A 20448-nucleotide genomic window follows, 5' to 3' on the forward strand; every position below is an offset into this window, starting at 1 on the left:
AGCGCCCATTGGGTGCTGGGGTTTACCCACTTCAGTTCTTTCATCCATCCATCGCGCCGAGGCCGGCGGTCGCGGAGGCTCTACCGAGTCGAATCCTTCTACCGTGGGAATTTCCATCCGGGCCTACGGCCGCCACCGTGGCGTGTCGGATACCGCTGTGCGCAAGGCCATTGCGACCGGACGCATCAGCGCCGAGGCAGATGGCACGATTAATCCGGCTCGCGCCGACGCCGAATGGGCGGCCAGCACCCGCGCGCCGGACCCGCCCTTGGCAGTGCCCGTGCGGGCGCGCGCGGCAAACGGCGCGGCCGTTGACGACCTGGCCGGCGTAGCGCCGATCAGTACCAAAGGTGGCAGCAACACCTACGCGCAGGCTCGCACCGCCAATGAGGTGCTCAAGGCGCAGCACCATAAGCTGCGCATCGCCCAGCTCAAGGGTGAGTTGATCGATCGCTCGCAGGCGATGGCGCAGGTGTTCGCGCTGGCGCGGGCTGAGCGCGACGCCTGGCTGAATTGGCCGGCGCGGATCAGCTCGATGCTGGCCGCCGAGCTTGGACTTGACCCACACACCATGCATGTCGCGCTGGAGCGCGAAGTGCGGCAGCACCTGACCGAACTCGCGGAGTTCAACGCCCGACTGGACTAATTCTTGTACGACGGCTTCGACCACGTTGAGAAGGCGTGGCGCGATGGCCTGACGCCAGATCCGTTTCTGGACGTGTCCGATTGGGCGGACCGCGACCGGGTGCTGTCGAGCACCTCGTCGTCGGAGCCGGGCCGCTGGCGCACCGCGCGCACGCCGTACCTGCGCGACATCATGAACGACCTGTCGCCGGCCTCGGCGACGGAACGCGTCGTCTTTATGAAGGGCGCGCAGGCCGGCGGCACCGAGTGCGGCAACAACTGGATCGGCTACGTCATCGCCTGCGCACCGGGTCCGATGATGGCCGTGGCGCCCACGGTCGAGATGGCCAAGCGCAATTCGAAACAGCGCATCGATCCGCTGATCGAAGAATCGCCGTCGTTGCGCGAGCGCATCGCCCCTTCGCGCGCGCGCGACGCCGGCAACACCATCCTTGCCAAGGAGTTTCGCGGGGGTGTCCTGGTCCTGACCGGCGCTAACAGCGCGGTCGGCCTGCGCTCCATGCCGGTCCGCTACCTGTTTCTGGACGAAGTGGACGGCTATCCGCGTGACGTGGAGGGGGAAGGCGACGCGGTCGCGCTGGCCGAGGCCCGCACCCGCACCTTCACCCGCCGCAAGATCCTGCTGGTGTCGACGCCGACGATTGCCGGCGCCAGCACGATCGAGCGCGAGTACCTCGCATCCGACCAGCGCCGGTACTTCGTGCCGTGCCCGCATTGCCGCCACGAACAGTGGCTCCGGTTCGAGCAGCTGCGCTGGACCTGGGGCGACCCGCGTTCGGCTCGCTACATCTGCGAGTCCTGCGAGCAGCCGATCGGCGAACACCACAAGACCGCGATGCTGGCGGGTGGCGAATGGCGGGCGACCGCGCCGCAGAACAAAGGCAAGACGGCGGGCTACCACCTGTCGTCGTTGTACTCCCCAGTGGGCTGGCGCAGCTGGGCTGACATCGCCGCCGCGTGGGAGTCGGCGCAGGGATCGGCCACGGCGCTGAAGGCATTCAAGAACACCGAGCTCGGCGAGACCTGGGAAGAGGAAGGCGAGGCCCCGGACTGGGAGCGCCTGCTGGAACGACGCGAGGACTACCGGATCGGCACCGTGCCCGCCGGTGGCTTGATGCTGACCGGCGGCGCCGACATTCAGAAGGACCGGATCGAGGTGTCGGTCTGGGCTTTTGGCCGGGGTCGCGAGACCTGGCTGGTCGAGCACCGGGTGCTGATGGGCGACACCGCCCGCGCTGCGGTCTGGAATGAGTTGGGCGCGATCCTGTCGGAGCACTGGACCCACGCCAGCGGCGCACTGTTGCCGCTGACTCGGCTGGGCTTGGACACCGGCTTCGCGACGCAGGAGGCCTATGTGTTCGCGCGCGCGGCGGGCGATCCGCGACTGCTGCCGATGAAGGGCGTCGGCAGCGGCGCGGCGCTGATTGGTACGCCGACCGCGGTCGACGTCAGCATTCCGGGCAAGCGCATCCGCCGTGGCTTGAAGTTGTTCGCGGTGGCCGGTGGCATCGCCAAACTCGAGTTCTACAACGCCCTTCGGCTGTCGATCGAGATTGGTCCGGACGGGCAGCCGGCGTTTCCGGCCGGCTATGTCCACCTGCCGAAGATCGACGGCGAGTTCCTGCAGCAGCTGACGGCCGAACACCTGATTACCCGACGCGATCGCCATGGCTACCCGCAACGTGTCTGGGAGAAGCGGCGCGACCGCAACGAAGCCCTGGACTGCTATGTGATGGCGCGCGCCGCCGCGATGCAGGCCGGTGTCGATCGCTTCGAGGAGCGCCATTGGCGCGAGATGGAGCGAACGCTCGGCATCGAAATCGGCCCGTCGCCCTTGCCACCAGCCACACCGTCTTATCCCACTCCACAGGCCGCCCCATCGGGCGGCCTTTCTATTTCTGCACCCGCGCGCCGTGGGCGCCGGGTAATTCCGAGCCGTTTCATGCGATGACCGACCAGCCTTACACCCACGAACAGTTGCAGGCGCTGCGCAAGGCGCTCGCGCGCGGCGAACGCCGCGTCAGCTTCGGCGACCGCCTCGTCGAGTACCGCAGCGTCGATGAGCTGCTGGCCGCGATCCGCGAGATCGAAGCTGCGCTCGCCGGCACGGAAGGGCAGCCGCGACGCGTACGCCGTTTGCGCGTGACCACGATCAAAGGATTCTGATGAGTTGGTGGTCCCGCCTCCGAACCTCGATGTTCGGAGGCTCGCCCGTGCACGAAGCATCGGGCTACGGCCGCCGCTCGACCGCCTGGCAACCCAGCAACCCGGGTGCCGTCGCCGCGTTGCTGGCGACCGGCGACGCCCTGCGGGTGCGCTCGCGCGACCTGGTCCGCCGCAACGCCTGGGCCAATGCCGCGGTCGAGGCGTTCGTGGCGAACGCGGTCGGCACCGGCATCAAGCCGCAATCGTTGCTCGCCGATCAACCGCAGCGTGAAGCGTTGCAAGCATTGTGGCGGGATTGGTGCGACGAGGCCGATGCGGCCGGACTGACTGATCTGTACGGCCTGCAGGCCTTGGCCTGCCGCGCGCTGCTGGAAGGCGGCGAATGCCTGGTCCGTTTGCGTCCGCGTCGGCCCGAGGACGGCCTGGTCGTTCCGCTCCAATTGCAGTTGCTCGAACCCGAGCACTTGCCGATGACGCTCAACCGGGAGGAAGCCAACGGCAACCTGACCCGGGCCGGCATCGAGTTCGACCGGCTCGGTCGACGTGTGGCGTACCACCTGTATTTGTCCCATCCGCAGGACGGGGCGATGGCGCCGATGTCGCGGCATGGCGGGATGGAGACGTTCCGGGTGCCGGCATCGGAAATCCTGCACATATTCCGGCCGCTGCGGCCAGGTCAGATCCGTGGCGAGCCGTGGCTGGCGCGTGCGCTGGTCAAGCTCAATGAGCTGGATCAGTACGACGACGCCGAGTTGGTCCGCAAGAAGACCGCGGCGATGTTTGCCGGCTTCATCACCCGCGACGGTCCGGAAGACCCCTTGCCCGGCGACGGCCCGCCCGACGAGTCCGGCAACGCGCCGCTCGGTCTGGAGCCGGGCACGTTGCAGATCCTTGAGGCCGGCGAGAACGTCACCTTCTCGCAACCGGCGGATGTGGGGTCGAGCTACGACCCGTTCCTGCGCGCCCAGTTCCGGGCCGTTGCCGCGGCCATTGGCATTACCTACGAGCAGCTGACGGGCGATCTGTCGGGGGTGAACTACTCCTCCATTCGCGCGGGCCTGCTGGAGTTTCGGCGCCGCTGCGAGATGTTCCAGCACGCGGTCCTGGTCTATCAGCTGTGCCGACCGATCTGGAACGCCTTCGTCGGTGCAGCCGTGCTGTCGGGCGCGATCGAGCTACCGGGCTACCGGCGGCGTAAGCGCCAGTACCGCGCCTGCAAATGGGTGCCCCAGGGCTGGAGCTGGGTCGATCCGGAGAAGGAGTTCAACGCGATGATCCTGGCGATCCGAGCCGGGCTGCTGTCGCGTTCCGAAGCCATTGCCAGCTCCGGCTACGACGCCGAGAGCATCGATCGGGAAATCGCCGCGGACGCTCAGCGCGCCGACGCCCTCGGCTTGGTCCTCGACAGCGACCCTCGCGCCGTTGCCCGCAACGGCGTCAAGCACGCCCCACCGCCGGCCGACGCGCCGGTTCTTCAATCCAACGGTACCCAATGACCGGACTACCCCATCTGGCGGCGCGTGTGTTCAACACGCCGCTGCTGATCCAGCGCGCCAAGCTGGACGTGATCCTCAGTGTGCTCGAACCGAAGTTCGAGTTGCAGACGCTTCCGCCTCCCCAGATGGCACCACCCGCCCCGACTGCGCCGCGTTTAGCGGACGAACGTGGCATCGCCGTGTTGCCGATCCACGGCACGCTGGTGCAGCGCACCGGCGGCCTGGACGCGCTGTCGGGCCTGACCAGCTATCAATCGATTGCGCGCCGGCTCGACGCCGCGCTGGCCGACGACTCGGTGCGCGGCATCGTGCTCGACGTCGACAGTCCCGGCGGCGAAGCCGCAGGGGTGTTCGACCTGGCCGACCACATCCGCGCAGCGCGAACGCGCAAGCCGATCTGGGCGGTGGCGAACGAAGCGGCGTTCTCGGCGGCCTATGCCCTAGCGAGCGCGGCAGATCGTGTGTTTGTCACGCGCACCGCCGGGGTTGGCTCCATCGGCGTGATCGCATTGCACGTGGACCAGTCTCGCCGCGACGCCAACGCGGGCCTGAGCTACACGCCGATTCAAGCCGGCGCGCGCAAGAACGACGGGAGCCCTTACCAGCCGCTCACCCCGCAGGCGCGCGCTTCGATTCAAACCGAAGTCGACCGCCTGTACGAACTGTTTGTCCTAACCGTAGCCGAGCAGCGTGGCGTATCGGCCGACGTCGTTCGCCACACCGAAGCCGCGCTCTATTTCGGCCAAGACGCCATCGATGCCGGCCTCGCGGATCGCATCGGCACGCTCAACGATGCCATGCAGCAACTACACACCGAACTGGACGCCACCGCGCGTCCTCTTTTCTTGGAGAACCCCATCATGTCCACCCCCGATTCGACGGCGCCCGCCGTTGAACCCGATGTCGTGCGCGCGCAAGCCCGCAGCGACGCCCTTGCGATCGCCGAGCTGTGCGAACTGGCCGGCCAGCCGAAGATGACCGCGACGCTGCTCGCCGAAGGCATCACCCCGGCCGTCGCCCGTCAGCGCCTACTCGCGGCCAAGGCCGATTCCGCCGAAATCACCAGCCACCTGTCGCCGACCATGCCGCTCCCGTCCATGGCGATGTCGCTCGACGACAACCCGCTGATCCATGCCGTCAAGGCGCGCGCTGCGCTTGCGCGCAAGGAGCGCTGAGATGCGACTGACCACCTACCCGCCGGTCCACGAGGGTCAGAACCTGGGTGATTTGCTCAAGTTCGAGGCCGACAACCTGTACTCGCGCGACGCCGTCACCGTCGCCGCCGATCAAGTGCTGAAGCTCGGCCACGTCGTCGGTCGTATTTCGGCGACCGGCGAGATTGCCGCGCTCGATCCGGCGGCCGCCGACGGCCGGGAGGTCGCGGCCGGTGTCGCCATCGTGCCGATCACGACCACGACCGAACCGAGTCCGGACGGTTTGATCGTCGCCCGGCACGCAACGGTGGCCGACCACGCCCTGGTCTGGCCGATCCGAGCCACCCCTGAACAACGCGCCGCCGCCACTGCGCAGCTGCGCGGCATCGGCGTCCTTGTGCGCCGCGGAGTCTGATCCATGTCGATGAATAACCCGTTCCACAACCCCGCGTTCTCGATGAGCGCGCTCACCACCGCGATCAACATCCTGCCCAATCAGTACGGCCGATTGGACGAACTGAACCTGTTCCCGGTCAAGCCCGTGCGCACGCGCCAGGTCACGGTTGAGGAGCGAAACGGCGTGCTGTCGCTGCTGCCCACGCAGCCGGTGGGGTCGCCGGGTACGGTCGGCAAGCGTGGCAAGCGCGCCCTCCGCGCCTTCAACGTTCCGCATATTCCGCATGACGATGTCGTCTTGCCGGAAGAGGTCATCGGCGTCCGCGCCTTTGGCTCCGAGAGCGAGCTGCAAACGGTCGCGGGTGTGATGGCCGACCATCTCCAAACCATGCGCAACAAGCACTCGATCACGCTGGAACACCTGCGCATCGGCGCGCTCAAGGGTGTGATCCTCGATGCCGATGGCAGCGAGTTGGCCAACCTGTTCGATATCTTCGATATCGCCCCTAAAACGTTCGATTTTCAGCTGAGCAAGCCCGACACCGATGTAAAGAAGAAGTGTCTTGATCTCAAGCGTTATATGAGCAAGGCCTTGCTTGGCGAGCGCATGGTGGGCATCCACGTCATGGTGTCTCCCGAGTTCTTCGACGCCTTTACCGGCCATCCTGCGGTCAAGGACGCGTATCGTCTTTGGCAGGACGGTCTTATTCTGCGCGAGGACATGCGGTCGGACTTTCGGTTCGCCGGCATCCGTTTCGAGGAATACACCGGCGAGGCCGGCAACGCAGACGGTACGACCCGCCGCTTCATCGAGGAAGGGGAGGCGCACGCGTTCCCGCTCGGCACGCTTGACACCTTCGCGACCTACGTTGCGCCGGCCGACTTCAACGAGAGCGTGAATACGCTCGGCCAGTTGCTCTACAGCAAGCAGGCACCGCGCAAGTTCGACCGTGGCACGGACTTGCACACGCAGTCCAATCCGCTGCCGATGTGCCACCGACCGGCGCTCCTGCCCAAGCTGAAGGCGTGAGGCAACGTGCACGCGTTCTCTACGATGGATGACGTAGTCTTCGGCACGCTCGGCGTCGTCGCGCGTGTCCAGCGACCCCCCCACCTCGCGGCACCCGTGACGGTGGTGGTGCGTGACGGCGTCGAGCGCTTCGGGGAGTTTCACCAGGTCGTCGGCCGTGCCCGGCATGTGCTGGCCCGGAACAGGGACTGGGTGTTCCGCCGTGGCGATGAGGTCGCGCTGCCCGACCGGTCCCAAACGGTCGAAGCGTTAGTGCGCGACGACGGCCTGATCAACGAGGCCGTCTTGCATGGCTAATCTCGCCCCCAGTTGGACGTTGTTGCACCGCGTCGCTGATCGCTTGGGCGAAATCCGGATCGCTCGGGATTACCGTACCGACATCGGCACGGCGGTCGCTTTGGAACCGGCCCAGCATCCCGACGACGACGTGACCGGGCTGACGTTGGCCGCTTTGGGCATTCAGCGCGACGCCAACAAACCCCATGGGCGGCATCGCGTGCTGCAAGCCCTGGCCGAAGCGACGGTTCCGGTCTCCCTGGCCGACGCCCACGCGCGATCGCACGCCATCGCGGCCGATATCGAGGACGCGCTGGACGATTGGATTCCGCTGCCGCAGGCCCTGCCGGTGCAGGTCGAGGACATCGTGTTTCTCGACCGACCCGAAGGGCTACCGGTGGTCGCTGTCCAAGTTGCGCTGACGATCCGCTACCGCTGCTGATGGACCTTTTCCTCGACGCCAATCCGGTCCTGGACGCAGTTAAACGTATTAGCCAGATCCCGGCTAAGGCTGCGTTGGCGCAGCGCCGCGCTCTCGGCACGCTGCGTCGGCGTTGGCCGGTCATCGCCCGTCGCGATATCCAGACCGAGTACGCCTTGCCGGCCCAGCGCATCCGGGCCGGCGTCAGCGTGCGCACCACGCGCGAGGGCGTCGAACTGGTCGGGGTAGCGCGCGGTGTCGGTCTGCGCAACTTCGCTTCCAAGCGCAGCGCGGACGACCGTGGCCTGGACTACACCGCGGTCCGCGGCCGGCGCAGCTTCAAGCGCTCCGGTTTCCATCGCCGCCACGGCGGCGCCGACATCGCTTTCGAGCGCACGCCGGTCGCGGGCGCCAAGCGCGTACCGCGCACTCCGATCCGCCGCCTGTACGGCCCGTCGTTGGCGCAGATGCTGCGCAAAGGCGATCGGCCCGAGCGCATTGCCCAAGCCGGCCTGGACGTCATCACCGATGAGATCGACCGGCTGCTGCCTTCGCTGCGCCGCTGATCTCCAGCTGCCCTCGGCAGCCACAGCCCTACACCTTATATTTAGGAGCAACGCGACCCATGGCCGCGCAGGACCTGTTTTCGTTTCAGGGCAAGGTCTTCCTTGCCCAGCGCCAGTCCAATGGCAAGCCCGGCCCCCTGCGGTGGGTCGGCAACGCGCCCCAGCTGCAACTGCAGCTGGAGGTGCAGAACTCCGACAAGACCGAGTCGTTCAGCGGCAATCGGATGCTGTACGGCCGACTGGTCCAGAGTAAGACCGCCAACGTCAACCTGACACTGGACGAGGCGACCCCGGAGAACATCGCCGAGGGTCTGTACTCGGTGCCGGCGACGCTGCCGGCCGGTGTGGTCAACAACGAACTGCTGCCGCCGGGCTTGACGGCCGGCGACCTGATCGCACTGGACCGCGGCTGGGTCAGCGACGTTGCGATGACCGACAGCGCCACCCCGCCGGTCACGATCCCGCCCGCGAATTGGTGGACGGAGTCGGCGTCGGCGGGTTTGATCGGCGTGCGCAAGGTGGACGGGCTGACCCAGCCGTTCAAGGCCACCTACAAGCACGGCGAGACCGTGAACATCGCCCTGTTCAACACGCCGCCGCCCGAGCGGATGCTGTTCTTGGACGGCATCAACACGGTCAACGGCCGCCGGGCCAAAGTCACGCTCTATCGGGTGGCGTTCAACCCGATTGAGCAGCTCGACCTGATCTCCGAGGAATGGGGCAGCCTGCAGCTATCGGGCGCGGCCTTGTTCGATGAAACCCGCGCGCTGGACCCGACCCTGGGCGGCTTCGGTCGCATCGAAATGGTGCGAGCGTAATGGCGCGCAAAGTCCAACGCCCTACGCCCGCCGCCGACGACCTGGTGGTGCTGCAGCCTCATCGCGTTCTACCGCTGGGCGATCGCAGCGTGACCGTTCGCGAGCTGGGCTTCTTCGAGAGTCTGCAACTGCACGGTGCCATCGCAGCCTTGGTCGGCGATTTGGTCGAGCAGACCGACGACGGCAACATCGACTTAGCCCGCTTGCATCGGGTCTGCGCACAGCACCCCGAGGCAACGATTGCCCTGCTGGCCCAAACCAGCGACCAACCGGCCGAATGGGTGCGCTCGCTCCCCGGCGTCCAAGGCGACCTGCTGTTGCTGACGTTCTGGGCGGTCAACGCCGATTTTTTTCTGCAGCGCGTGATCGCGGCGCTGGAACTGCGACGCGCGGCGCCGGAAGCGACTGGCCCAGTGTCCTCGCCACCCTGATCGATCACGGTCACGACTGGTCGTGGATCGAGCGCGCCACCGCGCGCCAACTCGCCTTGTTCTACCGCGTCGCGATCCAGCGCGAGCGCGCGCTGCGCGCTGAGCGCATCGAGGACGTCAATGCCGGCTTCGCGGGCGGGCGCGACGTCACCGCTTTTATCCACTCTCTTCGGAAAACCTGATGAAACTGATCGATAACTGGCGCCAAGCCTGGCGCTTTGTAAGTGTGCAGGCGATGACCGTGGCCATCGCCTTGCAAGGCGTGTGGCTGAACCTGCCTGACGACCTTCGCGTCCATGTCCCCGACCGGATTGCGGCCAGCGTGACCGCCGGCCTGTTGATCCTGGGTCTGATCGGCCGCCTGTTCCAGCAGCGAGGGGCCGATGGCACGACTCTCCGCTGAGCAGGCCGGGGGCCAGAACGTTATCGCCTTCCTCGACATGATCGCGCACGCCGAAGGCGTGGAGCGATTCAGCGAGCACGGCGGTTACGACGTGATGGTCGGCGGCAAAACGTTCACCAGCTACACCGAGCATCCGCGCAGGCTGGTCTGGCTGCCTAAATACCGCATCAATTCCACCGCTGCGGGCCGCTATCAGTTCCTGTGGAAGACCTGGAACAGTCTGCGCAATCGTCTACGGCTGCCCGATTTCGGCCCTGCATCGCAAGATCGCGCCGCCATCGAACTGCTGCGCGAGACCGGCGCACTGGCCGACGTCAAGAAGGGCTGGATCAGCAGCGCGGTGCGCAAGTCGCGCAAGACCTGGGCCTCGTTGCCCGACGCCGGCTACGGCCAGCGCGAAGTGCCGCTGGAACGCTTGCTCGCCGTGTACCAGAAGGCGGGAGGCCAGATCGCATGATCGCACTGAAAGTTTGGGCGACCACGGTGCTGACCGCGCTCGCCGCAGTGCTGGCTGCCTTCGGCTTGGGCCGCTGGAAAGGCCGGCAGCATGAGCGGGCCGACACCGCCGGGCGCGTTGCTGAGAGCGAGCAGCGGGTACGCGTCGCCGAACGCGAGCGCGCCGATTCCGAAACCCGTACCGAGGTAGACACCGATGTCCTGCATCTTCCGACCGGCGTCTTGGCGCCAGTGGCGATCGCTGTGCCTGATTCCGCTGCTGACCGCTTGTACGACGAATGGTCCCGTGACGGAAGCGACCACGGGTTGCGCCTGGACGCGACCGATCCTGGTCTCTCGACAGGATCAGCTAACGGATCTGACAGCACGACAAATCTTGGCCCATAACGAAACCGGTCGCCGACTGTGCGGCTGGGGACCGAAACCACCGGCGGCGGTAGAGCAGCACTGATTCATGGCGAACCGCGACACCACGATCACGCTGCTGATCCGGGCCAACGCCGCACAACTCAATCAAGCACTGGAACAAGCGGGCGTGCGCGCCCGGGTATTCGGTAACGAAACCGAGGGTGCCGGCCGGCGGGCAAGCAAAGGGTTTGATCAAACCCGCACCAGCGTGGCTGCGATTGGCCGACAGTTGGACCAAACCAAGACGCAGTTGCTGGCCTTTGTGGGTTTGCAGAGCGCGGGCGATGCCGTGGGCGGCTTGGTGCGCGCGGCGGACGGCTACGCCAATCTTTCGGCGAAGATCAAGCTTGCCACGACCTCGCAAGCTGCGTTCAATCTGGCCGAGGACGCGGTCTTCGCGATCTCGCAGCGCACCTCGACGGCGCTGGACTCCACGGCCACGCTGTTCGGTCGCCTCAGCAGTGCGCTCAAGGACCAAGGCGGATCGCAGCGCGAAGTCCTCAGTCTCACTGAGACGATCAACAAGGCGCTCGCGGTCTCTGGCGCCACCGCGGCGGAAACGTCGTCGGTCATTCTTCAGCTGAGCCAGGCGTTTGCGGCCGGTCGGCTCAGCGGCGACGAGTTCAACTCGATTAACGACGCCGGCCCGCGCTTGATGAAGGCGCTGGCCGCCAGCATGGGGGTCACGGTCGGTGAACTGAAAGCACTGGCGGAAGCCGGCAAGCTGACCAGCGAGCAGCTGCGCATCGCGTTCTCCGGTGAGCAGGCGAAGAAGATCGCCGCCGAGTTCTCGCAACTGCCGCTGACCATCGAGCGCAGCCTGGTCCAACTGGACAACGCGTTCACGCGCTTCATCGGCCAACAGGACCGCGCCAGCGGTGTGTCGGCGGTCGTGGCCGGCTCGATCCAGGGCTTGTCGCAGAACTTCGATGGCTTGGCGACCGTGCTCGGTGTGGTCGCCGTGGCCGCACTGGGCCGATTGATCGCGACGCTGGCGACGGCGGGCGCCGCGAAAGTCAGCGCCATCCGCAAAACGCAGCAACTGGCACAGGAGGAACTGGCGCTGGCGCGAGCGGCTGAGGTGGCGGCGCAGGCGGAACTGGCGCGCGCCCGCGCATTGACCCTGGCCGGTGCCGGCGCTGCGCGTGTGGCCAGCGCCGAGGCCGGGTTGGCCGCCGCGCAGGCGCGGACCGCCGCCGCCACGCACGCAGCCACCACAGCGGTTGGCGCGAAAGCGATCGCCATCCGTGGCTTGTCGTCGGTACTGACCCTCATGGGTGGGCCGCTGGGGCTGGCCATTACCGGCGTGACCCTGTTGGCGAGCGCCTTTGCCACCGCCAGCGCGAACGCCCAGGCGGCCAAGGTCGAGTTTGAAAGCACGATCAAAGCCGCGCAGCGGTTTCGCGACCAGCAAGACCTCGACACCGGGGTGGACCTGGGTAAGCGCCTGATCGATCAGCGGCAGCAGCTGCAAAAGGAACTTGAAAACCTCCAAGCGCTAAAACAGCCCTTGGGCCCCTTCTATGGCGGCATCCATGACGCTCCCGGCCAAAGCGGCACGCGGTGGCTATTCGGGGAGGATGTCGACGCCGAGATCAAGCGGGTCCAGACGCAGCTCGCGACGACCAAGACCGCACTCGATCAGGTCAAGGGCTCGGTGGCCGATCTGCGTAGCGCCCAAGCGAGCGGCGGCCGAACGCGACTGCAGACGACCAAGGAGGCCGCGGACTTCACGAAAGCGCTGACCGATCAGAACGAGAAGCTTAAGGTCGAGCGGATCGAGCGTGAGAAGGGCTTGCGTGCGGCGCTGGAGTATCAGGCCGTAAAAGCTGCGGGAGTCAAAGACACCACGCAACTGAACGAGGCGATGCGCAAGGCGATCGACCTGCAAGTGCGCGAACGCGAAGCGGCGAAAGCTTCAACCGATGCCGGTCGTGCGCAGACCAAGGCCGTTCGCGACGCCGAACGCCAGAGCAAGGCAGACGCGCGCAAGCTGGCGGCTGATCAGAAGAAGAAAGAACAGACCGACGCGAAAGCAAAGAAGGACGATGACTCTCTGGATCGCACGGTCCAAGAGGTGGACATCGCGCTGATGCGCAACCGCGGCGACGGCGCGGCGGCACGGCGGAGGGAACTGGATCTTGAGTACAAGCAGGCGCTGGCCGACCTGCAGGCCAAGGGCAATACCGCCGACGCCGTGAAGGTCCGATTGCGGATCGACACGGAGGTCGCCAAGGTCGAACTGGACGACTTGCAGGCGCAGATCGATCGCGTCTTTGGCGAGCAGTCCCGACAAGAGCAATCGATCCAGACGCGGCAACAAGCCGGGCTGCTGACCGAGATCGGGGCGCGCCGCGAACTGATCAACCTGCACGCGCGCACCGCCGCAGAAGTCGAGCAGTTGCTTCCGACGATGGAGGCGTTGGCCGCTAAGACCGGCGCGCCGGAATCGATCGAACGGGTCAAGGATCTGACCGCTCAGGTCGCTGCGTTGAAGGTCCAATCGAACGAACTGGTCGTAACACTGACCAATGGCTTTGAAAGCGGCCTCAGCAATGCGCTGGAGGGATTGGCGACCGGCACGCTGACTCTGCGGCAAGCGCTCACCGGTCTCGTGCAGGACATGGCCCGATCGCTGGCACAACTGGTCTCCCAGCAACTGGCGGCGCTGGCTACGGCCAAGCTGATGTCGGTGGTGGGGAAGATCGCGGGTGGGGGCAAGACCCCCGACGTGGCCCAACCTGACCCCGTCCAGGCCGCAGCCGCTGGTGTCGCTTACGCCACGCCGATTACCGGCGCCTCGGTGGCGCTGGGCGTAGCCGGTGGTGTGGTTTTGAAGGCCGCCGCCGCGATGCAGACGGCCGCCGCGACCCTATTGGCCGCTAACGCCGCCGAGAGCGCGAGCGGGTTCTTCGCTTCGGGCGGCTTTACCGGCATCGGTCCTAAGTACGCCCCAGCCGGCGTCGTGCATCGTGGCGAGTTCGTCCATCGCCGCGAAGTCGTGCGCCAGCCGGGTGCGCGCTCGTTCTTGGAACGGTTCAATCGTCTGGGCATGACCGCGCTCGACGGGTTACGCGGGTACGCCACCGGCGGGTTTGTCAGTCCCGCGCCCGGTGCGCAGGCGCCAGCACGGGGCCCAATGACTGAGCGACCTGGGCGCTCGACGGACAGCGAACGCCGGGGATCGCAGATCACTAACGTGCTGTACCTGGACCCGCGCGAGATCGTCAACGTGATGAGCACACAGGCAGGACGGCAGGTGATCTTGTCTACGATCCGGGCCAATGCGCCCACCGTTCGACAAGACCTGTCTTAGCTGTACGAGATGGCAGCTGCTCCATGCCGAGACGTTCGCCGTCGTCTAAGACTCATGCCTATTCTGAGGTTGGGTGTGATCGATCACGATCCTTTAATGCCGCGATCAAGATAGTGCTGTTACCTCACTGAAATACCCGAGGAGTCAGACATGTCAGATCGTGCGACCAAACATAATCTCAACGATCTCATCGAGATTGCCCGCGATGGTAAGGAGTTCTACTCCGAAGCCGCAGGAACGGTGAAGAATGCCGAACTGTCCGCATTATTTCTCCGCATTGCTTCAGGGAAGTCCGACATCGTCAATGCGCTCAGCGCGCAAGTTGCAGCGAGTGGCGGTAGGCCAGCCGAACACGGAACCTTCGTGGGATCGATGCAGCAGCTCTATGGAAAAATTCGCGCCGCTTTTGGCGATACCGAGTATGGCTACGTAGCCGAGCTTGAGGAGTCGGAAGATCGTCTTCTCAAGGCATTTAACGATGCAATAGGCGACGCCGAACTGCCACCTGGCGCGCGCTCCGCCGTCGAGCGGCTTTTACCGGCAGTGCGGGACACCCACCGCGAGATGAGCCAATTGAAAAAGTCGATGAAGCGTTCGACGTGAAGAGTTTCCGTCGTCCGCTCAGCTGACACTTGTCGGAACAGTGCTTGCTGGGGCCTGAAGAGGCTACTTTAGAGGTCGAACATTTCAAGCATCTGCGAGTCCAGCGCGTCCGGCCTACAACCGGGCGCGCTTTCGTTTGTCCCGTCGCGAGCTGCCTGCACACGGCTGCGGCTATTCAGGAAACAATTTCTGGTCCCGACAGCACTCGGTAGCCGACCGTTCGTCAGGGGGCACATCCCGACCGGGTATCCGTCACGTTTTGGACGTACCCTTGCACCGTGGACGGCGGCCCTCCCCGGCCGGTTGCTAACCCGTTCACAGGGGCGGCTTGCGCACCGAGTCCGTGCAAGCCGTCTCTCTTCATCGGCACCACCATTTCCTGAGCCGCCGTATGGCGGCTTTTTTATTACAACGCGGCGACCCGGTTGCAGCGCTTTAGCCGACGGCTAATGTGCCTTATGGCTCACATTTTCCTTTCTTCGGGCGATTGATAGCCTGAGCGGAAGGTCTGCGCCTCCCCAGGAGGTTCAACCCCACGCGACCGGAGCACACGCCGGTCGCGTTTTCATTTGTACGCCCATGACGCTACGAACCGGCATCGCCGCTAGCTACTACGATTTCCTCAATCAACTTGAAGCTGCACTGTGTAGCGAGGGGCATGCTTGGGGTTTGCTCTACACCGGGGCGGGCAACGGAACGCTGACCGGCCTGGACGGCACGACCGGTGGTTACCGTGGCGACCCGGCGACGATTGCTGAAGCCTTCACGATTACGGCGCTCGATGCGAATCGGTTTCAAGTGATCGGATCTGTAGCAGGCGATTTAGGCTTAGCGACGGCAGGCCTGCCGTTTGAGAGCGAGCGGCTTAGGTTCCAGATCAATGCAGGCTCGCTCTCATTCGTTGCGGGCGATCGATTCACCCTGAACACTTCGCCGCCCTGGACGCTGATACGCCGAATTGGCGTGCGGAACCCCACACTACGCACGGGCAACTTCAGCAACCTGGGCAATCTGTTCGACGGTACGGTCGATACCTTCGGCGCCTGTCCGGTCGCCAATCTTCCGGCGACGGCTGGTATCGAAATGATCGGCCCGACGGCCGTACGTGCGATCACCTTGGGCGTAGCCGACGCGATCAATCGCGGTGTATCGGCCTTTGAGCTGCAAAGCTCGGTCGACGGTTCGACCTGGACGAAAGTGCAAGGGTGGACCGGCGTGCGCTGGGCCTCGACCCGGGCGCGTCAGACCTTCGTCGTGACGGGCAATCCGACTGCGGCTCGATACTGGCGCGTTCTTTTCACCGCCGCGAGCGGTGGTACGGTTCTGGATTGCAGCGAACTGTCGTTCCAGACCGATCTCAATGCCGACTTCGAGCTCGAGGAGCGGGCGCAATGGATTGTCCGCGCCCCCGGTCTGGACGGCCGTAAGGCGATCTTCATCGGTGCCGAACTCTACGAAGACCCTGCGCGCGCGGCGTACAACCTCAACTGGTACGGATTCCGCTTCCACAACCCACTGCTGGGCGTGCGCTCGCAGGTCAACAACAGCGGACTGCGGAACCTGCCGCTGCGCAACGGCCCGTTCGGTTACTGGCTGGCGATCAACGGCCAGCGGGTGGTCATTGTCGCGAAGATCGGTACGGTCTATGTATCCGCGTATCTTGGATTCGGACTGCCCTACGAGCCGCCGTCGGATCACGAGTTCCCGATGCTCGTCGGCGCCTGCGGCAGCAACGAAGGTGGAACGCCGGATGCGACGGACCCAAACTTCCGCGCCTTCTTCGACCCGGGCCGCTACGGCCTGGTGGCGTACTACCCCGACAACGTCTGGCGACCTCACGCCAATCGCTACCAAAGTAGCAACGACAACGGCGACAACGAAACGCAAGGGAAGGTCTATCCCAGCGCGATGTCAACGGACGGGGCGCGGGCTTGGCTGCGAGAGAACCTCGACGGGTCTACGCCGCTGCTGCCTTTGATCCTGCAACACCTCAACGTTCGCCATCACTGGGGCGAGTTCGACGGCTGCGCCTGGACCACGGGATTCAACACGCCGTCGGAGTCCCGCATCAACCGCGATAGCGCGATCTGGCTCGTGTTCCAGAACACCTTTCGTACTTCCCCCGACAACTATTTCGCACTGCGGATGGACTGATGGCATACCTCACCAGTTCCGCCAACGACCCAAACGAGTTGCTCGATAAGTTGCGGCTGTTCGCTTCGATCGCTGGGTGGACTATCGATGGATTTCGCGATCGCACGGTGGCATCCGGCAAGGCCCTGAGCCTACACTCCGGCAGCTTGCATGCGACCTTGATGTCGCAAACCACCGGCGGCGACAGCAACAATCCGTCGCCCTTCTTCCTCGGCTTTGGGCACACTGGTTACGCCGCCAATGCCAATCCCGATGTTCAGAACGAAGCCAGCCTGCCGGTCTGGACGAATTACGTGCAAGGCCCCTACAGCGCGGTGTACTTCTTCGGTGGCAGCGGCGCCTCTCCGTACCTGCATGTCGTTATGGAAACGCAGGCCGGCACGTTCAAACACTTCGGTACCGGCCGCCTGATCACGCAGGGCGTCGTGAACACCGGTCAGTATGTCTACGGCAGTCAGTGGTACTACCACAACACCTACATCGACAGTCCAAACGCCGGTCAGCACAGCGTCGCGTTTGATGACACCTTCGCCAACTACGTCTCGCCCAGTACGCGCGTGCGGGCCGACTACGACGGCATCGCCCCGCGCTGGCATGCGATTCCTACCGACAACAACGATTCGCGACGACTCGTTTGTGGTTGGCGGTCCGCAGCCTCGCCCCTGGGCCTACCGCAACGGACCGGGCACAGCACGCTGACTGGGCGCGCGCCGGGCTATCCGTTGTGGTGTGCGGTCCCGCGTGGCGCGGGGCTGTTCTCCGGCATCGGCCATCCCCCGGATCTGCGCTTTATCCGACTCGACAGCTACGCACCCGGCGAGGAGGTCTCGCTGGGCACAGATCGCTGGAAGGTCTTCCCTGTGCATCGCAAGCAAGGGCCGGTCGGCTCACCCACCAGCGGTCTATACGGCTACGCCTACCGCATCAACGAGTAAGCCCTCATGTTCTGGCACGGCCTGTGGCCCCTGACATTCAGTGGCCGGCCGGACTATGCCGTCCCGCCGAAGGCCTGGGACGGCTCGCCGTCCATGGCCCTCGCCAGCGCTTCGGATCACGGTGGTGTGGCCTATGGCGTACCGCCCGTCGTTGCCGATCGGCGACCGGGTGCGTGGCAGTCGCTATTCGGCGACGATTTCTACGACCGCATCCACGTCGTCCCGCAAACGCTCAACCTGGGCAACGTCAGCAGCGTCCAGCAGCGGGTCATCCGCGTCTGGAATGCATTCCGCGCCCGTGCCCTCACGCTAGCCGACGCGTCGCTGACGGGAGGCGAGGGCATCGTGCTGACGGCACCCGGCGTGTCGCCGCTGTCGTTCCCGCCGTTATGGGAGCAGGGGTGGCAAATCGCGGTAGGCACCGACGGGCCACCCGTCATCGCAGCCACCTTGACGTACCAGTTCGCCGGATTCGACCCGATTCCGGTTGTGATTATTGGGCAGCGCATCGTCGCCTGGGCGTTCACTCCCGATTGGTCGCGCGGCGTGCTGGAACGGCTGGCCTGGAAGACCGACATCCTGCCCAGCCCGACGCAGGTCGAGCAGCGACGAGGCCTGCGCTCTGTCCCGCGTCGCTCATTCGAGGCCACGATGATCGTGGACGGTCGCGAACGGGTACTGCTGGATCTGGCTGTGTTCGGATGGGGCGGACGCACCTGGGCGCTGCCGGTTTGGCCGGATGGGCAGTGGCTGGCCGACGAGCATGCCCTGGGTATCCGGGTGATCGCTTGCGACCCAGTGCATCGCGACTTCCGCGTCGGCGGCCTGGTGCAGCTGCGCGGCAAGACCGCTTTCGAGGTTGAGGTGGCCGAAGTCGAGGCCATCGGCGCCGCCTCAATCACGCTGCGGCATCCGACGACGAGGGCATGGCCGCGCGGCACTCGGCTGTATCCGGTCCGAACCGCGAGGCTGGCTGAGCCACCGAAGGTCACACGCCTCAGCGACCAGGCCGCTTCCATCAGCGCACGGTTCGACGTAGTCGAAGCCTGCGAATGGCCTGCGATCGTCGATGCGCCGATGTACCGCGGGCACCCGGTCATGGTCGACCGGCCGGACGAGTCCGAAACCCTGTCGGCCGGATGGCAGCGTGCGCTGTTGACCTTGGACAATGAGTTCGGACGACCTTTCGTCCTGGACCCAGCGGACTGGGCTGCGGTGGTGCAGAGCCATCGTTGGCGCGTGCACGGGCGTGTCGAACGCGCGAGCGTCCGGTCCTGGCTGTACACCCTGCGTGGCCGCCAATGCGCGCTCTGGCGGCCGACCCACGCCGACGACCTGACATTGGTCGCTAACGTTGCTGGCACCGCCACCGCGCTGGACGTGGCGAACGTGGGGCTCGCGCGTTTTGCTGGCCTGCGACCCGGCCGGCGAGACCTGCGGATCGAATTGCGCGGTGGCGAAGCGTTCCATCGCCGGATCACCGCGGCAGTCGCCCTAGACGACGAGATCGAGCGACTAACGATCGACGCCGCGCTCGGCGTGGACGTGCGCCCGCACGATATCAGACGCATTAGCTTCTTGGTGCTGAGCCGCGGTGACAGTGACGAAGCCGAAATCGAACACCACACCGACAGCGACGGCGCCGCCGACGCATCCATCGTCCTGCGCGCTGTGCGCGATCCCGATATCGACACGTCCCCACCGGTATGAGCTTCGACCAACTGGAACGATCGACCGCTGCGGGCAACCCGCGGCGGTTGTACGAGTTCGTGCGCGGCGCGCAGCGATGGCGCTACACCGGCGGCGACCGCGGCTTCGTGCTCGACACGCAGGTCTACATCGCGACCGCAATTCATGACGACGGCATCCGCCAATCAGGGCATACGGCCTCCGACATGCTGACGCTAACCGCACCCGGTGATTTCGAGGTGGCGCGTTTGTATCGGGGCTTGCCGCCATCGAGCGAGGTGGCGGTCGTGGTCCGCGACGTGCATGAAGGCGACGGCGATCCGCGCGTGGTCTGGATGGGGCGGATTGCAGGCGTCAACCGGCCGTCGCTCGAAAGCACGGAGGTGCGCTGCCAATCGCTCGATGCTGCGTTGGGACAACCGGGATTACGACTGGCCTGGACGCGTGGCTGTCCGTACACGCTGTACGACCGCAACTGCAGGGTCAATCCGGACGCATTCCGCGTGCGGGCGTCGCTGACGACGCTGGCCGGCAACGTGGTCACGGCCGGCGTCTTCGGCCAGTACCCGAACGGTTGGTTCGCGGGCGGTTTTCTGGCGTGGGATCTGGGCGAGGCCGGATTGGAGCGTCGTGGTATCCGATCGCACATCGGCGAGCGGCTTGTGCTCCTGGGGGCCGGCGACGGCTTGCGCATCGGCCAGGCCGTGATCGCTTTTCCCGGCTGTGGTCGGTCGATGGCGATCTGCCACACCAAGTTCAACAACGCGCCGAATTACGGCGGCGCCCCCGGTTTGCCCGGCAAATCCCCGTTCGACGGCACCCCCATCTTCTGATCTTCGGACACCTGCATGAACATTTGGGTCCAGCTTGCGATCTGGGTCATCAGCTACTTCGTTTCGGCAGCCGCACGGCCGAAGGCGCCGCAGGCCAAACCCGCCGCGTTCGGCGATTTCCAGTTCCCGCAAAGCACCGAGGGCACCCCGCAGGCGGTGGTGTTCGGCGATGTCTGGACGCCGGACTGGATGGTATTAGGCGTCGGCCAGTACCGCACCCAGCCGATCAAGCAGAAGGGCGGCAAGAAGTGA

Annotated in this window: 23 protein-coding genes; all 23 read left to right on the forward strand. The window is 65.6% G+C overall.

Annotation, left to right across the window (positions count from 1 at the left end; genetic code table 11):
- Positions 1-103: 103 nt before the first annotated feature.
- The 23 genes from ACKN61_RS02100 to ACKN61_RS02210 all read left to right on the forward strand — a co-directional run bounded on the left by ACKN61_RS02100 (position 104) and on the right by ACKN61_RS02210 (position 20448).
- The gene (locus tag ACKN61_RS02100) at positions 104-646 is read left to right on the forward strand and encodes an elements of external origin (protein WP_408951567.1); all 543 of its coding nucleotides are present in this window, start codon (positions 104-106) and stop codon (positions 644-646) included.
- 3 nt (positions 647-649) lie between these two features.
- Positions 650-2596 carry a phage terminase large subunit family protein gene (locus tag ACKN61_RS02105; protein ID WP_408952083.1) on the forward strand — a complete coding sequence of 649 codons (1947 nt, stop codon included), beginning with the start codon at positions 650-652 and terminating at the stop codon, positions 2594-2596.
- Positions 2593-2811 (forward strand): phage head-tail joining protein, encoded by a 219-nt coding sequence (locus tag ACKN61_RS02110; RefSeq protein ID WP_408952084.1) that lies wholly within the window; start codon positions 2593-2595, stop codon positions 2809-2811. The genes ACKN61_RS02105 and ACKN61_RS02110 overlap by 4 nt, the downstream gene beginning before the upstream one ends.
- A 119-nt stretch (positions 2812-2930) precedes the next feature.
- Positions 2931-4307, forward strand: a complete 1377-nt coding sequence (locus ACKN61_RS02115) for a phage portal protein (RefSeq protein ID WP_408952085.1) — start codon at positions 2931-2933, stop codon at positions 4305-4307.
- The gene (locus ACKN61_RS02120) at positions 4304-5482 is read left to right on the forward strand and encodes a S49 family peptidase (protein WP_408952086.1); all 1179 of its coding nucleotides are present in this window, start codon (positions 4304-4306) and stop codon (positions 5480-5482) included. Before ACKN61_RS02115 ends, ACKN61_RS02120 begins: the two co-directional genes overlap by 4 nt.
- Before the next feature lies 1 nt (position 5483).
- Positions 5484-5876: a head decoration protein gene (locus ACKN61_RS02125; protein ID WP_408952087.1), complete on the forward strand. Its 393-nt coding sequence runs from the start codon at positions 5484-5486 to the stop codon at positions 5874-5876.
- 3 nt (positions 5877-5879) lie between these two features.
- Positions 5880-6887, forward strand: a complete 1008-nt coding sequence (locus ACKN61_RS02130) for a major capsid protein (protein ID WP_408952088.1) — start codon at positions 5880-5882, stop codon at positions 6885-6887.
- Positions 6888-6911: 24 nt separating this feature from the next.
- Entirely contained in the window at positions 6912-7184 is a 273-nt protein-coding gene (locus tag ACKN61_RS02135; RefSeq protein WP_408952089.1) for a hypothetical protein, read from the forward strand.
- Positions 7177-7605 (forward strand): hypothetical protein, encoded by a 429-nt coding sequence (locus ACKN61_RS02140; protein ID WP_408952090.1) that lies wholly within the window; start codon positions 7177-7179, stop codon positions 7603-7605. The genes ACKN61_RS02135 and ACKN61_RS02140 overlap by 8 nt, the downstream gene beginning before the upstream one ends.
- Positions 7605-8150, forward strand: coding sequence for a hypothetical protein (locus tag ACKN61_RS02145; RefSeq protein ID WP_408952091.1), 546 nt, complete (start codon positions 7605-7607; stop codon positions 8148-8150). Before ACKN61_RS02140 ends, ACKN61_RS02145 begins: the two co-directional genes overlap by 1 nt.
- 59 nt (positions 8151-8209) lie before the next feature.
- Positions 8210-8968, forward strand: a complete 759-nt coding sequence (locus ACKN61_RS02150; RefSeq protein ID WP_408951491.1) for a hypothetical protein — start codon at positions 8210-8212, stop codon at positions 8966-8968.
- Positions 8968-9399, forward strand: coding sequence for a DUF6631 family protein (locus tag ACKN61_RS02155; protein ID WP_408952092.1), 432 nt, complete (start codon positions 8968-8970; stop codon positions 9397-9399). The genes ACKN61_RS02150 and ACKN61_RS02155 overlap by 1 nt, the downstream gene beginning before the upstream one ends.
- Positions 9400-9455: 56 nt before the next feature.
- Entirely contained in the window at positions 9456-9581 is a 126-nt protein-coding gene (locus ACKN61_RS02160; protein ID WP_408951493.1) for a hypothetical protein, read from the forward strand.
- Complete coding sequence (locus ACKN61_RS02165; RefSeq protein ID WP_408951494.1) at positions 9581-9802, forward strand: hypothetical protein; 222 nt, start codon at positions 9581-9583, stop codon at positions 9800-9802. The genes ACKN61_RS02160 and ACKN61_RS02165 overlap by 1 nt, the downstream gene beginning before the upstream one ends.
- Complete coding sequence (locus tag ACKN61_RS02170; protein WP_408951495.1) at positions 9783-10259, forward strand: glycoside hydrolase family 104 protein; 477 nt, start codon at positions 9783-9785, stop codon at positions 10257-10259. The genes ACKN61_RS02165 and ACKN61_RS02170 overlap by 20 nt, the downstream gene beginning before the upstream one ends.
- Positions 10256-10645 carry a hypothetical protein gene (locus ACKN61_RS02175; RefSeq protein ID WP_408951496.1) on the forward strand — a complete coding sequence of 130 codons (390 nt, stop codon included), beginning with the start codon at positions 10256-10258 and terminating at the stop codon, positions 10643-10645. The genes ACKN61_RS02170 and ACKN61_RS02175 overlap by 4 nt, the downstream gene beginning before the upstream one ends.
- Before the next feature lie 67 nt (positions 10646-10712).
- Complete coding sequence (locus tag ACKN61_RS02180; protein WP_408952093.1) at positions 10713-13982, forward strand: tape measure protein; 3270 nt, start codon at positions 10713-10715, stop codon at positions 13980-13982.
- Positions 13983-14132: 150 nt separating this feature from the next.
- The gene (locus ACKN61_RS02185) at positions 14133-14585 is read left to right on the forward strand and encodes a PA2169 family four-helix-bundle protein (RefSeq protein ID WP_408952094.1); all 453 of its coding nucleotides are present in this window, start codon (positions 14133-14135) and stop codon (positions 14583-14585) included.
- Between the two features lie 579 nt (positions 14586-15164).
- Positions 15165-16739, forward strand: a complete 1575-nt coding sequence (locus ACKN61_RS02190) for a discoidin domain-containing protein (RefSeq protein WP_408952095.1) — start codon at positions 15165-15167, stop codon at positions 16737-16739.
- A complete protein-coding gene (locus ACKN61_RS02195) occupies positions 16739-17674 on the forward strand; it encodes a hypothetical protein (protein WP_408952096.1) in 936 nt (311 codons plus the stop codon). The genes ACKN61_RS02190 and ACKN61_RS02195 overlap by 1 nt, the downstream gene beginning before the upstream one ends.
- 6 nt (positions 17675-17680) lie before the next feature.
- On the forward strand, positions 17681-19384 hold the full coding sequence (locus ACKN61_RS02200) for a hypothetical protein (RefSeq protein ID WP_408952097.1): 1704 nt from the start codon (positions 17681-17683) through the stop codon (positions 19382-19384).
- Positions 19381-20196 (forward strand): phage BR0599 family protein, encoded by an 816-nt coding sequence (locus ACKN61_RS02205; RefSeq protein ID WP_408952098.1) that lies wholly within the window; start codon positions 19381-19383, stop codon positions 20194-20196. The genes ACKN61_RS02200 and ACKN61_RS02205 overlap by 4 nt, the downstream gene beginning before the upstream one ends.
- 15 nt (positions 20197-20211) lie before the next feature.
- A complete protein-coding gene (locus ACKN61_RS02210; RefSeq protein ID WP_408952099.1) occupies positions 20212-20448 on the forward strand; it encodes a hypothetical protein in 237 nt (78 codons plus the stop codon).

The organism is Lysobacter sp. Hz25, assembly GCF_046097045.1.
Taxonomy (GTDB): Bacteria; Pseudomonadota; Gammaproteobacteria; order Xanthomonadales; family Xanthomonadaceae; genus Lysobacter; species Lysobacter antibioticus_B.